The sequence below is a fragment of the Flavobacterium sp. DSR3-2 genome, from assembly GCF_049896525.1.
In the GTDB taxonomy this organism is placed as follows: domain Bacteria; phylum Bacteroidota; class Bacteroidia; order Flavobacteriales; family Flavobacteriaceae; genus Flavobacterium.
Genome location: NZ_JAFCUM010000002.1, coordinates 92,435 through 108,132 on the forward strand (window position 1 = coordinate 92,435; position 15,698 = coordinate 108,132).

A 15,698-nucleotide genomic window follows, 5' to 3' on the forward strand; every position below is an offset into this window, starting at 1 on the left:
TATTTTATATCTATTTTATTCTTTTTTTATATCAATATTACATAAATTAGGCAATTCTAATCAAGCAATTACCTAACTAAAATGCTACAATATAATATGTCAAATCGTTTTGTCTTATTACTCCTAATTCTTCTATTTTTTTCCAATTGCTCCAAAGAAAATTTAGAAAACAAAGACGCTTTGTTTTCTAAACTAGATGCTTCCCAAACCGGAATTAATTTCATTAATGAAGTTAAAAACGGTGCAGATATGAATATATTTAAATACAGAAACTTTTACAATGGCGGTGGTGTAGCTATTGGCGATATTAATAATGATGGTCTTTCGGATATATATTTTACTTCAAATCTGGGAACCAATAAACTTTACTTAAATAAAGGAAATTTTAAATTCGAAGATATTTCTAAAACAGCGGGTGTCGAAGGATACAAGTCATGGTCGACAGGCGTTGTTATGGTTGATCTTAATGGAGATGGATTGCTTGATATTTATGTTTGTAACGCTGGGAATACTATAAACTCGGTACGAAAAAGCCAACTTTTTATTAATAACGGTAACTTGACATTTACAGATAAAGCCGAACAATACAATCTTGCAGATACAGGAATTACAACACATGCCGCTTTTTTTGATTATGATAAAGATGGCGATTTAGACGTTTATATTTTAAACAACAGTTTTATTCCGGTAAGTAGCCTTAATTACTCCAATAAAAGAGACTTACGAGATAAAGATTGGGATGTTGCTGAAATTTTAAAAGGAGGCGGTGATAAACTAATGCGTAATGACAATGGAAAATTTGTTGATGTAAGTGAAAAATCAGGTATTTATGGCAGTTTAATTGGCTTTGGCCTGGGCGTTACCGTAGGTGATGTAAATGGGGATTTATATCCGGATATTTATATTTCGAATGATTTTTATGAAAGAGATTATTTATACATAAATAACAAAAACGGAACCTTTACCGAACAAATTCAGGGATGGACAGCACACATCAGTCAATCTTCAATGGGTGCTGATATGGCCGATGTAAACAATGACGGGAAAGCCGATATTTTTGTAACGGATATGTTACCGGAACCGGACGAACGCTTAAAAACGACTACAAATTTTGAAAACTATGATTTATTTATCAGAAAAGTAAATCTTGGTTTTTATAATCAATATATGCAAAATACGCTGCAAATTAATAACGGCGACAATCAATTTCTTGAAATAGCTAATCACGCTGGCGTTGCCAAAACCGACTGGAGTTGGGGCGCATTATTATTTGATATGGACAATGATGGTTACAAAGACATTTACGTTTGTAACGGAATTTATAACGATTTAACCAATCAAGATTTTGTAGATTTTTTTGCCAATGAGTTCATGCAAAAAATGGTGGTAACCGGTAAAAAAGAAGAAATCCAGACTATTATCAGTAAAATGCCAAGCACACCGATTCCAAATTACGCTTTCAAGAACAATAAAAATTTAACGTTTACTAATGAAGCCAAAAAGTGGGGACTGGATACTCCTAGTTTTTCTAATGGAGCTGCTTATGCAGATTTAGATAATGATGGGGATTTAGATCTAGTTGTCAATAATGTTAATATGGAATCTTTTGTCTACAGAAACAACTCAGAGAAGAACAAAAAAAATCATTACGTCAAAGTAAAACTAAAAGGAGATAACCAGAATAAATTTGCTGTAGGAAGTATTGTTGAATTATTCTCGGGTAAGGAAATTCTCAGACAAGAATTAATTCCTTCCAGAGGTTTTCAGTCTTCAGTTGATTATGTAATGACTTTTGGAATTGGGACCAAAAAAATAGATTCACTACACGTAATTTGGCCTAATGATAAATTTCAAACGGTTAAAAATATTACTAATAATTCAACAATAAATTTGGATATTAAAAATGCTAAATTAAATTATACTCCGAATGCTGTTAATTTAAAATCCTTCTTTACGGAAAGTAAAACTATTTTTATCGCACATAAAGAAAATAATTACGTCGATTTTGATCATGAAGGGCTAATCTCTAAAATGCTTTCGCAAGAGGGGCCTTCACTTGCGGTGGCTGATATAAATGGCGATGGAAACGAAGATGTTTTTATTGGCGGAGCCAAAGGACAAGCCGGTAAAATATATCTAAATAAAGGGAATGGTAATTATTCAATTACGGATCAAAAAGATTTTGATGCAGATGCTAATTTTGAAGATACTGCCGCCAGCTTTTTTGATGCGGATAATGATGGCGATATGGATTTATTAGTTGGTTCCGGTGGTAACGAAAAAACGGATCAGGCTAATTATAAAAATCGTCTGTATTTGAATAATGCGAAAGGTATATTTATCAAAAGTAAAACCAATATCCCAACTACAAACAATAACGTTTCGGTAATTGCGCCAAATGATTTTGATAATGATGGCGATATCGATGTATTTATAGGAAGCCGAAGTGTACCGGGAGTTTATGGAATTGATCCTAAACATTTGTTATTGGAAAATGACGGAAAAGGAAATTTTACAAATGTAACGGATAAAAAAGCATTTAAAATTAACTCGGTTGGAATGATTACCGATGCAGTTTGGGAAGATATTGATAATGATTCCAAAAAAGATTTAATCTTAGTTGGGGATTGGACAGCGCCAATGATTTTCAAAAATAATGGACGAAGATTGGTAGAATTCAAATCGAATCTGACGAATTTTCATGGTTTTTGGAATGCAGTCAGCTGTGTAGATTTGAACAATGACGGTAAAAAAGATTTGATTCTGGGAAATAAAGGAACAAATACAAGCTATAAAGCGACCAATGCTAATCCGATGAAATTATTTATCAATGATTTTGATAATAACGGAACCATTGAACAAATTACAACTCGATCTATTGCTGGAAAGGATTTACCGGTAAGCCTAAAACAAGAATTAGCCAAACAAATTCCTTCGATTAAGAAGAAAAATTTGAACTATTCGGATTATTCCAAGAAAACATTTCAGGAATTATTTGCAAAGGAAGCAGTGGATAATTCAATTCAAAAGACTGTGAACATTCAGGAAAGTGTAATTGCAATCAACAAAGGAAATGGTACGTTTGAAATAAAAGCACTTCCAAAAGAAGTTCAGTTTTCCTGCGTGAACTCTATTAGTGCATTGGATGTGAATAAGGATGGGATTTTGGATTTAATCTTGGGCGGAAATCAATATGAGTTTAAACCGCAATTCTCCCGATTAGACGCTAATTATGGCAGCGTACTTTTAGGAAATAAAAATGAAACTTTTTCATGGGTACCTTATAATCAGTCCGGTTTCTTTATAAAAGGTGAAGTAAAACAGGTAAAAATAATAAAGGATAAGAATAAAAAGGTTTCAATTATAGCAGTTGTAAATGATAATACCCCTAAAATATTTAGACGCAATGAATAATTTTTTTAGAATAGGACTGGCTTCATTGCTGTTTATGGGTTGTTCCAAAAAAGAAGCGCAATTATTTGAAAAATTGTCTTCTGAGAAAAGTAATATTACCTTCAACAACCAATTATTAGAATCCAAGAATATTTCGATTTTAGATTATCTCTATTATTACAATGGGGGAGGCGTATCGCTGGGTGACATTAATAATGATGGTTTAGTGGATATTTATTTTACGTCAAATCAAGGAAAAAATAAATTATACTTAAATAAAGGCAATAATGAATTTGAAGATATTTCTGTAAAAGCAGGAGTGGAAAGCCAGAGTGATTGGAATACGGGGACGGTAATGGCAGATGTGAATGGAGATGGATATTTGGATATTTATGTTTGTGCTGTCGTAGGAATTAATGGTTTTGAAGGTCAAAACGAATTGTTCATAAATAACAAGGACAATACATTTACCGAAAGTGCTGCTAAATATGGATTGGATCTCGATAACTACAGTTCTTCAGCCGCTTTCTTTGATTATGATTTAGATGGAGATTTAGACATGTATTTATTGAATCATGCCGTACATTCTGAATTATCTTTTGGGAACGCCGATACCAGAAATAAACGAAGTTACGAGTGCGGGGATAAATTATTTCGCAATGATAATGGAAAATTTGTCGATGTAAGTGAACAGGCAGGAATTTTTGGTGGTGCCAATGGGTACGGTTTAGGATTGGCAGTTTCCGATTTTAATCTAGATGGGTATCCGGATATTTATGTAGGGAATGATTTTCATGAAGATGATTATTATTATTTGAATAATGGAGATGGAACTTTTACAGAAAGTTTGAAAAACTATTTTGGGCATACTAGCAGGTTCTCCATGGGAGTAGATGTGGCGGATGTTAATCATGATGGTTTTCCAGATATTCTCACCTTAGACATGCTTCCGGAAGATGAAAAAGTATTGAAATCTTCATTGGGCGATGACAATTCTCAAATGTTAAAAATAAGAACCGAAAAACTAGGCTATCATTATCAATACAGCAGAAACATGCTGCAATTGAACCAAGGAGGTAATCATTTCACGGAGACTGCTTTATTAAGTGGCGTGGCGGCTACTGATTGGAGTTGGAGTACGTTATTTGGGGATTATGATCAAGATGGCGAACAGGATCTATTTGTGTGTAACGGAATTCCAAAGCGTCCTAACGATTTGGATTACGTGAAATACTATTCAAATGATCAGATTAAAAGTAAAATCAGTACGACAAAATTATTAGACAAAGAAGCATTGAAGCGTATGCCAAAGGGAAATGTAACCAATTATGTTTTTCAAGGCGCAGCTGATTTGCAGTTTAAAAACCGATCGAAGGATTGGATAGAAAATGATTCATTAATTTCTAATGGAAGTGGATATGCTGATATTGATAACGATGGCGATCTTGATGTGATTACCAATAATACAAATGCGATTGCTTCCATTTACGTTAATACAACTGATAAAAAGGCAAACTATTTAAAATTAAAATTGCGTTTTACAGGGAAAAACACATTCGGAATTGGAGCTAAAGTGATTTCCTATTCCAAAGGGAAAAAACAATTTAAAGAATTACAAACTACCCGAGGATTTCAGTCATCATCAGAGTCAATACTTCATTTTGGTTATGGTAAAACGAGCAAGATAGATTCTATCGTAGTGATTTGGCCTGATAAAACCTTTCAGACTTTAAAAAATGTGAAGGCGAACCAGACCCTTACCATAAAAGCGAATAAGGATAGAAAATTTTTTGATTACAGAAAGTTACACCCAGCAGTATTACCAATTTTTAAAAAGGTAGAAACGGGATTGGGCATCGACTTTATACATCAGGAAAATGAATACATTGATTTCTTAGTTCAAAAACTGATTCCATATCAACGTTCTGATCGCGGCCCGGCTACTGCAGTAGGGGATTTAAATGGAGATGGAAAAGAGGATATCTTTTTTGGTGGTTCCAAAGATAAAAAAGCAGCAATTTACATTCAAAATTCAAATGGTTTTGCTAAAAAAAGAGTTGCTGAAATCGAACAGGATTCTATTTTTGAAGATGCCTCCGCTGTCATTGGGGATTTTAATAATGACAAACTAAATGATTTGTATGTTGCTTCTGGTGGAGGTGAAAATGCTTCTAATTTACAAAGCCGATTGTATGTAACCAAAGGCAATCAATTTGTAAAATCGACCATAACTAAGCTGGCCCAGAATGCATCAGTAGTTAAGGCGTTTGATTATGATAAAGATGGGGATCTCGATATTTTTGTTGGGAATAATTCAATAAATAATAGATTTGGTAGTATGCCGGATTGTTATTTGTTAAACAATAATAAAGGAGCGTTTACGATAGCCGACAGTAAAACTTTCGCAAAAATAGGAATGGTTACAGATGCCGTTTTTACGGATTTTAACAATGACGGAAAAACAGATTTAATTGTAATAGGAGAATGGATGAAGCCTACTTTTTTTGCCAATAAAAACGGTAAATTCAGTAATGTAACTGACGCTGTTTTTCCAGAAAAAAATAATGGATTGTGGCAATCAATAATTCCTTTTGATATTGATCAGGATGGCGATGAAGATTATTTGGTTGGGAACTGGGGCAAGAATTCTAAATTTAAAGCATCGCAAGAGTTTCCTATGAAAATGTATTATGATGACTTTGATGGAAATGGATATTTTGAAACGATAGTGGCAATTGAAAAAAACGGCAAATATTACACTACTTTGGGCCTCGATGAATTAGCCGAGCAATTTAGCGGGATGCTAAAAAAGAAATTCAATAGTTACAAATCCTTCGCAGGAAAAACACTGGAAGAAGTTTTTGACCCAAAAATGTTGGAGAAAGGAAAATTGTTTGAAATTCATAATTTGAAATCTGGTTATTTAAGAAATCATAAAGGGAAATTTACTTTTGTTCCTTTTTCGAATAAAATGCAAGTTGCTCCCATTACCAGTTTTCTGAAATCTAATTTTGATTCAGATGCGACAGAAGAAGTTTTTGTGGCAGGAAATTACTTTGGAGTTTCGCCGTATCACAGTAGATTTGATGGGTTTTCAGGCGCTTTAATTAAAAATTACAAAACCGTATTTTTAGGAAATCAAATAGGAATTGATTTAACCCAAAAAGCAGTTAGACATCTTGATATTGTAAATTTCAACGGTAAAAAATTCATGTTGGTCACCATCAACAATAAAAAAGCTGAGGTATATGAAATGCCTTCATCTAAAAAATAATACAAAGACATACAGAACAATTAAACCCAATACCATGAACTCTAAAATTTATCTTTTAGGACTTATAATGTTTTTTTTTACTTCATGTAAGAAAGAGACACCAATTAAGGTAACAACAGATGATTTCTGTGCGGCAATTGATACAGTAACTGGAATTATGGTTCATGATATATTTTCGCCTCCAGTTGCGAGTAGAATTTATGTTTATCCTAATGTTGCCGCTTATGAAATTATGGCTCAAAACAATACTAAATATGAAAGTTTACAAGGGCAGTTGAAAGGATTAGATTCAATTCCTAAACTAAATCCGAAAAGTGGCGTAAATAAAAATTTAGCAGCGATTATTGCCCACATTGAGGTAAGTAAACAATTGATTTTTTCGGAGGGAGCTTTAGAAAAATATAGAGATAGTTTGTATGAGAAATGGGGTTCTGAAAATCAAAAAGAATTTGATGTATCTAAAGAATACGCTTTAAAAGTGGTGGACAGAATTAAAATGTGGATGGGGAAAGATAATTATAAACAAACTCGGACTTCTTCTAAATTTTCAGTTTATGCAGATCAAGCTGGGAGATGGCAACCAACTCCTCCATCTTACATGGATGGTGTTGAACCTCATTGGGGCGAAATAAGAACTTTAGTTATGGATTCGGCGTCTCAATTTAAACCCATTAAACCTTATCCATTTTCCACCGATAAAAATTCTGCTTTTTATAAAGATGCAAAAGAAACCTATGATTTAGGAAATATGATTTCCGAAAAATTAATTGAAGTAGAGAAAAACCAAAGCAAATCAATTCCTGAAGAATCTGCAATCGCTTCATTTTGGGATTGTAATCCGTATGCTACAGTCATACAAGGGCATATGATGTTTGCAAAGAAGAAAAACACACCTGACGCGCATTGGATTAATGTTACTAAAATTGCTTTAAAAAAATCAAAATCAGATTTTGAAACTACTGTTTTTGCTTATACTATAACATCTATCGGAATTTTTGAGAGCTTCATTAGTTGTTGGGATGAAAAGTATAGGAGTAATGTTGTGCGTCCTGAAACGTATATCAATCAAAACATAGATGAAAACTGGAGACCACAATTACAAACACCTCCTTTTCCGGAATATGTAAGTGGACACTCTGTGGTTTCGTCGTGCTCGGCAATTATCCTAACCTCTATTTTTGGAGATAATTTTAGTTATATCGATGACTCAGAAGTTTCTTTTGGATTGCCTAAAAGACCTTTTAAATCATTTAAACAAGCAGCAGCAGAAGCTTCAATAAGTAGACTTTATGGAGGAATTCATTACAGAGCCGCTATTGAGAATGGTATTGTACAAGGCAATAATATTGGGAATTACATTAATAATACATTAAAGATGAGTAAAAAATAATGACAGTCAGAAAAAAAAGTATAGTAGTATTAAGTGTTGTGTTGTCCTCGTTTTTGGTTTGGTATCTTTTAATAAAGGAAACCGACTACTGTATTTCGTTTAAAGTAAATGCAGCTACAGGAACCGTATTTCAAGGTATTCAGGAGTGGTCAAATGCGCAAGGTTTAAAGGAGTCTGAAAGGTATGTGATTTTAGAAAAAAGAAATTTTGACTTTATCAAACACGAAATGACCAAAAAAGAGGTTCAAATGCACTACACTTGGGACATTACTCCTGTAAACGATTCAATGACAAAAGTGAGTATTGGCATCAAAGATTTAAATCACAGTTGGTACAATAAACTAACCGCACCTTTTTTTAATACTGAATTCAAGGAAGAACAAATCAAAAAAATAAGGGATTTTAAAAAAGGATTGAGCGAACATTTGAAGAATTTCAAAGTCAGAATTGATGGAGAAGGTACATCAGAAGAAACATTTGTTGCCTACATCAATTTGAAAAGTGTTTTACAGGAAAAAGCACAAAATATGATTGCAAATGACGCTACTATTACTGGTTTTCTTTTCGAGAATCAAATAAAAATAATAGGTACACCCTACTTGGAAATTGTAAAATGGGATCTTGATAAAGAAACAATCGATTTTAATTATTGTTTTCCAGTTGAAAAACCCAAAACAAATATTGTAAATAACGATGTAAAATTCAAAACCTTACCTGCCTTCAAAGGATTAAAAGCGACTTATTACGGAAATTTCAGAACTTCAGACAGAGCTTGGTTTGCGTTGCTTGATTATGCAAAAAAGCACAAACTTAAATTGGAAAATAAAGTATTGGAGCATTTCTTGTCAAATCCTTATAATGGTGGAACAGAGCTGGAATGGGAAACTAAAATAATTATTCCTTTTGCGTCCAAATAAAGAGCAGTTTATTTAGGTAATTTACATATATCGAAAACGATTTCGGTTCTTCCGAAAACGTTTTTGTTTTTATTCTGTTTTTAATTAGCGTTATTAAAATTAATTTTAGTAAAAATTAACAAATTAACCAATCAGAATGAATTTAAAAGTGAAATTGAGCTTTTGGCAGATAATCAATATGAATGTTGGTTTTTTTGGCATTCAGTACAGCTTTGGCTTGCAACAAAGTGCCGTCAATCCTATTTACGATTTTCTACATGCAAGCCCGGATCAAATCCCGATACTAAATCTTGCGGGACCTTTAACTGGTTTATTAATTCAACCTATTATTGGTGCGATGAGCGATAAAACGTGGCATCCAAGATGGGGAAGACGGAAACCTTACTTTTTTATTGGAGCCATAATTTGTAGTATCGCTTTATTTCTATTCCCATTCAGCAGTTCCTTGTGGATGGCTGCGGGTTTACTTTGGATCCTAGATGTCGGTAACAATACCGCTATGGAACCGTATCGCGCTTTTATTGCGGATACGCTGGACGAAGAACAACAACCAATAGGTTTTCAGGCGCAAAGTTTTTTTACTGGTTTCGGACAGTTTCTGGCCTATATTTCTCTGTTTCTATTTCCAATTGTTTTTGTTGGATATACCGGATCATTACCCACCTGGATATATGCCTCCTTCTTTTTGGGAGCGATCCTTTCTGTAACTTCCATTTGGTGGAGTATGGGTAAAACAAAAGAAATCCCGCCTACAGCGGAAGAAATAGCAATTTTAAAAGCGGAACCATTACATATTTTTTCACCTTTCATCGATATATATAAAGCAGTTTTAGAAATGCCAACTGTAATGTGGCAACTATTTCTTGTTTATTTGTTTCAATGGTATGCGATGATGTGTTATTGGCAAAACAATTCAAAAAGTATTGCTTTATCCGTATGGAATGTAACCCCAATGAATGCAATGGGCTACGAAAAAGCGGTAGAATGGAACGGGTTAATCGGTGCTTTTGGATTTATAGTTACGTTTTCAATTGCTTTTTATTTGGCAAAATTAGCCAAAAAGCACGGTGCAAAAATGATTCATTTTGTCTGTCTGTTATTTGGAGCCGTTTCTTTTTTATGGTTTCCAATGGTACAAAATCAATATGTGTTTTTTGCGGTAATTATTGGCTACGGAATTGCTTGGGCAAGTATGATGGGAATACCATATTTAATGGTCGTTGCTGTTATTCCAAAAGAGCGTTATGGAGTGTACATGGGTATTATTAATATGATGATTGTTATTCCAATGATTATCCAAAATCTCTCTTTTGGTTATATTTTAAAGAACTTCTTAGACAATGATGCTCGCCAAGCCATTACTTTTGCTGGTGTTCTGATGCTAATCGGTGCTTTTTGTACCCTTTTGATTAAAAGTAAAAAAGTTTCAATAGCAAAGTATGAATAGTGATTTGAATTATAGTAAAGCAATTGAGTTGCTTGAGAAAGTTTCCTCATCCGAAGGATTTTTGGCGAGTGCACAAAACATTTCCAACTACAAAAGAGTTTGGGCGCGAGATGGAGTGATTTGTGGATTGGCGGCTTTGGCTTCAGGAGATGAAAAATTAATTGAAACATTTCGTAAAACATTAGAAACATTAGCCAATAATCAACATCAAAGCGGAACTATTCCATCAAATGTGATGACAAATGGCGATCAAGTTGAGGTTAGTTATGGCGGATTGGCAGGAAGAGTTGATGCGGTGACTTGGTTTGTAATTGGGATTTGCCAATATGCCTATTATACAAAAGACATTACCTTCGTGGCAAAATACGACACTGAAATTGAAAAGTGTTTTGCGCTTCTGGATGCTTGGGAATTTAACAATAAAGGACTTTTATATGTGCCATTATCAGGAAACTGGGCAGATGAATACATTACAGACGGTTATGTTTTGTACGATCAATTGCTCCGAATTTGGGCTCTGAAGAGCTACAATCATTTTGCACATGACGAGGTTATTACCGTAAAGATTGCCACAATTACAAAGCAACTGGAAATTAATTTCACACCAAACTCTACAGGTGAAAAATACCACGAACGAGCTTACAATGAGATAAATATTCAAAAATACATGCCATGTTCCTTTTCGCCTGCAGGATACAAAACACAGTTTGATGCTTTTGCAAATTCGCTGGCTTTGTATTTGAACATTGGTTCAGAAGATTTTCAATATTCAATTTTAGAATATTCAATTGCGCTCATAAACGAAATGAAATTGCAGTTGTTGCCTGCTTTTTGGCCACCAATAAAAGAAACTGATTTAGACTGGAATTTGCTTAAAAACAATTGCAAATACGAGTTTAGAAATTACCCTAATGAGTTTCATAATGGAGGAAGCTGGTCAATGGTCAATGGCTTTTATGGTCTGGCCTTGCTTTCAAAAGGGAAGAAGAAGGAAGCTGATGCACTTTTAACAGCTATAAATAGCGCTAATGCTACTGAAAATTTCAGTTTTTACGAAAACTTCAATAGTGAAACCAAAGAGCCCAACGGTGTTCCTTTTTGCGCTTGGAGTGGTGCGGCAACGGTGCTTTTACACCAAAGTTTACATACAAATTTTAAATTTTTAGTTTAATTGGAAAAGACAATAGACATAATATGTGCAGGCGAAGTTTTGATTGATTTTATTGGTCACGAAATGAATACGTCTATAAACAGGACCAAAGATTACCATCGTTTTTTGGGAGGTTCACCTACAAATGTTGCTGTAAATGCAACGCGCTTGGGTTTGAAATCAGTATTAGTAGCTACTTGTGGAGAAGATGGATTAGGCGAATATATTGTTAGGAAGTTAAAAGCGAATCATGTTATTACATCACATGTTAGAAAATCAGAAAGTCATCCCACTTCTGTAATATTTGTTTCAAAATCGACCAGTACGCCAGATTTTATTCCGTACCGAGAAGCTGATTGTCAAATTCAGCAAAGTCAAATACCGAATGACTTACTGGAAAATGCTAAAATTTTCCATACGACTTGCTTTGCTTTAAGCAAAAATCCAGCTCGAACAACTATTGTCGAAAGTGCTAAACGAGCAAAAGCGTTAGGATTACAAACAAGCATTGATATTAATTTTTCGGAAAGGATTTGGCCGAATCGTGAAGAAGCAAAACAGGTTTTGAGAGAATATTTGTCAACTGATCCGTTAGTAAAATTAAGCGAAGACGACTGTTACCGTCTTTTTGCGGAAGCAAAAACCGAAGATTTTATTTTTGATTATTTTCATAGTTTAGGCGCTTCAACCATTTGTTTGACAAAAGGGAAGGATGGTGTTGTTTTATCGAATGTTGATTCCGGAATGTTTCATCAAAAAGCTTTACCGGTTGAAGATATCAAAGACACAACAGGCGCAGGAGATGCTTTTTGGACGGGTTTTTTATACGCTCAATTACGCAATAAAAACTTTGAAGAAACCATTACAATTGCTCAAAAACTGGCAGTATTGAAACTTCAGAATGTAGGCAGATTGCCGGAAGGAATAGACATTCAGGAATATTTAAATATAAATGTATAGTCCAAATTTAAATGCTAATTCAACTCAAAATATTAGGTAAAAGATGAAAAAAAGTACGGTTAAAATTGCCATGTATCTCAATTACTTTGTATTTGCTATTCTGCTGAACAGCGTGGGAATTGTGATATTAAAGGCACAAAAAAATTATGGGGTAGATGAGTTGCAAGCCAGTGTTTTAGAAGCTTTCAAGGATTTACCTATTGCCATTGTTTCGTTTTTAATCGCTTCGTTTTTACCCAGAATTGGATATAAGAGAGCTATGCTTATTGGTTTGGCTTTGGTTTCAGCAGCTTGCGTCAGTATGTATTTCGGAAATTCTTTTGGAACGGCAAAATTGCTTTTTGCTACCGTTGGCGTTTCTTTTGCACTGATAAAAGTATCGGTGTATTCGCTTATTGGAACCATAACAGAGAATCAGCAGGAGCACAATAGTTTGATGAGTAGCATTGAAGGCGTGTTTATGATAGGAATTGCGTTGGCGTATTTCTTATTTCCTGCTTTTAATTCTGATGCGAATCCAGATGCTTGGTTGAACGTGTATTGGCTATTGGCGGGAATTTCAGCTGTGTCTTTTGGCTTTTTATTTTTTACCAAATTCGAAAGTCAAACGGACATTCCGGGTGTTGATTTAGTTGATGATTTTAAACAAATGTTCAAATTGTTCGCGAAACTATTAACCATCGTTTTTGTAATCAGTGCGTTCCTTTTTGTAATGATCGAGCAAGGAATCATGTCTTGGCTGCCAACTTTCAACAGCAAGGTATTGCATCTTCCAGAGAATATCAGTATTATGATGGCAAGTATTTTGGCTATTTCATTAGCTGTTGGACGACTTTTGGCCGGCGTTATTACAAAAAGAGTCAATTGGTTTTGGGTACTTAGTTTTAGTATTGTAGCTGCAATGCTTATTGTGGTTTTTGTACTTCCAAAAGCAGTTGGATTAAATGTTAAAGACATTAATTCGCTTGGGGATATTCCTTTGATAGGGTTCGCCTTTCCATTAGTGGGACTTTTTATTGCGCCAATTTATCCGCTTTTAAATTCCGTAGTTCTAAGCGCCCTGCCCAAAAAATTACATAGCTCAATGACAGGTTTAATTGTAGTATTTTCTGCACTTGGCGGTACTTTAGGTTCCAGAGTAATTGGTTATTTGTTTAAAAACGAAGGTCCGGAAAATGCATTTTATTACACCTTAATTCCAATGGGGCTTTTACTTGTGTCTTTCTTTATTCTAAAAAAACTTACCGCTAAACAATGAAATTCGTACTAAACATAGACAAAGTATTCCAAGAACTATTGCTTCAAGAGGATACAGATCAGGATAAAAAAATTACTAAAGACGATAATGGGCCTAAAAAATTTATTTTAGTAGACGAAAATACGAAACAAGAAGCGGTTATCACAGGGACTTATCATTTGTCAAATTTATTGCAAGAATTAGCTCAGCTTAAGGAGGAGAATTTATCTTTGGGGGAAGTTGATTTAAGTCGCATTCAAGAGAATCCTGTACACCGTATTTCAAGAAAAATTAAGGATGATTATTGGGAGGAGCTCACTCGAACCATTGATAAAAAAGGATTGACGCAAATTATTGAAGACGAAAAAACCTCCACTGATGTGGCAAGGCTTTATGTTGCTGCCAAAGACAAACAGGGAGTTGCTTATTTTCAGGCATTAGAAAAAGAATTGCCAAATTTTAAAGTTGAAATTCTGCCTGAAAATTATTCGATGGAATATGTGGAAACTTTAAATGAGAAACCGGGAATTCTAGCTTTGGCTTTGGAACAAAAAACATACAGTCTGCAAGGCGTTCCTTTTGTGGTTCCCGGCGGAAGATTCAACGAAATGTATGGTTGGGACAGCTATTTTATTGGTGTTGGTTTATTGATAGACGGTCAAGTAAATAAAGCAATGGCGATTGCTGAGAATTTTAAATACCAAATTATTCATTACGGAAAAATTTTGAATGCAAATAGAAGTTATTATTTGACAAGAACGCAACCACCGTTATATTCTTCTTTGCTAATTAAAATTGCAAAAAAGAAGATGCCAAGTTTAGACTGGTTAAGAAGTCATTTGGAAACGGTCATTTTAGAATACAATACGGTTTGGATGGTGCAAGGAAATCGATTGACGCCAACAAGTTTAAACCGATACAAAGCCGACGGAATTGGTATGCCATTTGAAGTGGAACCGGGACATTTTGATGATATTTTAGAACCTTTTGCTAAAAAATACAAACTTCCTATTCGAAAATTTGAAAAGCAATATTTACAAAGAACGGTTGTAGATGCGGAATTGGATGAGTACTTTGTTCACGACAGAAGCATGAGAGAAAGTGGACACGACACCACAAACCGACTCATTAATAGGTGTGCCAATTTGAATTCAGTAGACGTAAACAGTTTTCTTTATAAATATGAAAAAGATGTCGCTTATTTAATAAAAGAGCATTTCGATACTGCTTTCCAGGTTGGTGATGTGGTTTATACTTCGGAAGAATGGGAACAAAAGGCACTTTCCAGAAAAACTAAAATAAATGAATTGTGTTGGAACGAAGCTTCAAGCATGTATTTTGATTATGATTTTGTGAATCATGAGCAATTTCCGTTTGAAGCAGCAACAACATTTTTTCCTTTGTGGGCTGGGTTGTGTGATGAAAATCAGGCTAAAAAATTAGTGGAAGTTGCCTTACCGCAATTTATAAAAACAGGAGGAATTACGGGAAGTACCAAAGCAAGTGTTGCAAATGCTCCACAAGACGCTCCGCAGCGACAATGGGATTATCCTTTTGGTTGGGCACCGCACCAAATGTTGCTATGGGAAGGATTGATTAACTATAATTATTTGGATAAAGCACAAGAAATGGTGTACCGATGGTTGTGGTTAATTACAAAAAATGCAGTGGATTATAATGGAACAATTCCAGAAAAATTTGATTTGGAAATCAATTCGCATAAAGTTTTTGCCGAATATGGAAATGTGGGAACCGAATTTGATTACATAGCCAAAGAAGGTTTTGGGTGGGTAAATGCGTCTTATCAATATGGATTGCAAATTTTAAGCGAAGAATTAAAAGAGAAATTAGGAGAATTGATTTCTCCCGATACTGTTTTTTAGCACTGAAAAATATTTTTTGTTGTTTGAATGTATATTTTTTTTAACTT

The 15,698-nt window shown here is 34.3% G+C and carries 9 protein-coding genes; all 9 read left to right on the forward strand.

Going from position 1 to position 15,698, the window contains the following annotated elements:
- Nucleotides 1-81 precede the first annotated feature (81 nt).
- The 9 genes from ACP7AV_RS04010 (at nt 82) to ACP7AV_RS04050 (ending at nt 15,651) form a co-directional block, all read left to right on the forward strand.
- Complete coding sequence (locus tag ACP7AV_RS04010; protein ID WP_426090856.1) at nt 82-3,414, forward strand: VCBS repeat-containing protein; 3,333 nt, start codon at nt 82-84, stop codon at nt 3,412-3,414.
- A complete protein-coding gene (locus ACP7AV_RS04015) occupies nt 3,407-6,667 on the forward strand; it encodes a VCBS repeat-containing protein (RefSeq protein ID WP_426090857.1) in 3,261 nt (1,086 codons plus the stop codon). Before ACP7AV_RS04010 ends, ACP7AV_RS04015 begins: the two co-directional genes overlap by 8 nt.
- Before the next feature lie 34 nt (nt 6,668-6,701).
- The gene (locus tag ACP7AV_RS04020; protein WP_426090858.1) at nt 6,702-8,057 is read left to right on the forward strand and encodes a vanadium-dependent haloperoxidase; all 1,356 of its coding nucleotides are present in this window, start codon (nt 6,702-6,704) and stop codon (nt 8,055-8,057) included.
- Nucleotides 8,057-8,974: a GyrI-like domain-containing protein gene (locus tag ACP7AV_RS04025; RefSeq protein ID WP_426090859.1), complete on the forward strand. Its 918-nt coding sequence runs from the start codon at nt 8,057-8,059 to the stop codon at nt 8,972-8,974. The genes ACP7AV_RS04020 and ACP7AV_RS04025 overlap by 1 nt, the downstream gene beginning before the upstream one ends.
- 136 nt (nt 8,975-9,110) lie before the next feature.
- Entirely contained in the window at nt 9,111-10,421 is a 1,311-nt protein-coding gene (locus ACP7AV_RS04030) for an MFS transporter (RefSeq protein WP_426090860.1), read from the forward strand.
- Nucleotides 10,414-11,592 carry a fructofuranosidase/invertase gene (locus ACP7AV_RS04035; RefSeq protein ID WP_426090861.1) on the forward strand — a complete coding sequence of 393 codons (1,179 nt, stop codon included), beginning with the start codon at nt 10,414-10,416 and terminating at the stop codon, nt 11,590-11,592. Before ACP7AV_RS04030 ends, ACP7AV_RS04035 begins: the two co-directional genes overlap by 8 nt.
- Complete coding sequence (locus ACP7AV_RS04040; protein ID WP_426062961.1) at nt 11,593-12,531, forward strand: carbohydrate kinase family protein; 939 nt, start codon at nt 11,593-11,595, stop codon at nt 12,529-12,531. It begins immediately after the preceding gene.
- A gap of 43 nt (nt 12,532-12,574) precedes the next feature.
- Nucleotides 12,575-13,789 (forward strand): MFS transporter, encoded by a 1,215-nt coding sequence (locus ACP7AV_RS04045; RefSeq protein ID WP_426090862.1) that lies wholly within the window; start codon nt 12,575-12,577, stop codon nt 13,787-13,789.
- Nucleotides 13,786-15,651, forward strand: coding sequence for a trehalase family glycosidase (locus ACP7AV_RS04050; protein ID WP_426090863.1), 1,866 nt, complete (start codon nt 13,786-13,788; stop codon nt 15,649-15,651). Before ACP7AV_RS04045 ends, ACP7AV_RS04050 begins: the two co-directional genes overlap by 4 nt.
- Nucleotides 15,652-15,698 lie beyond the last annotated feature (47 nt).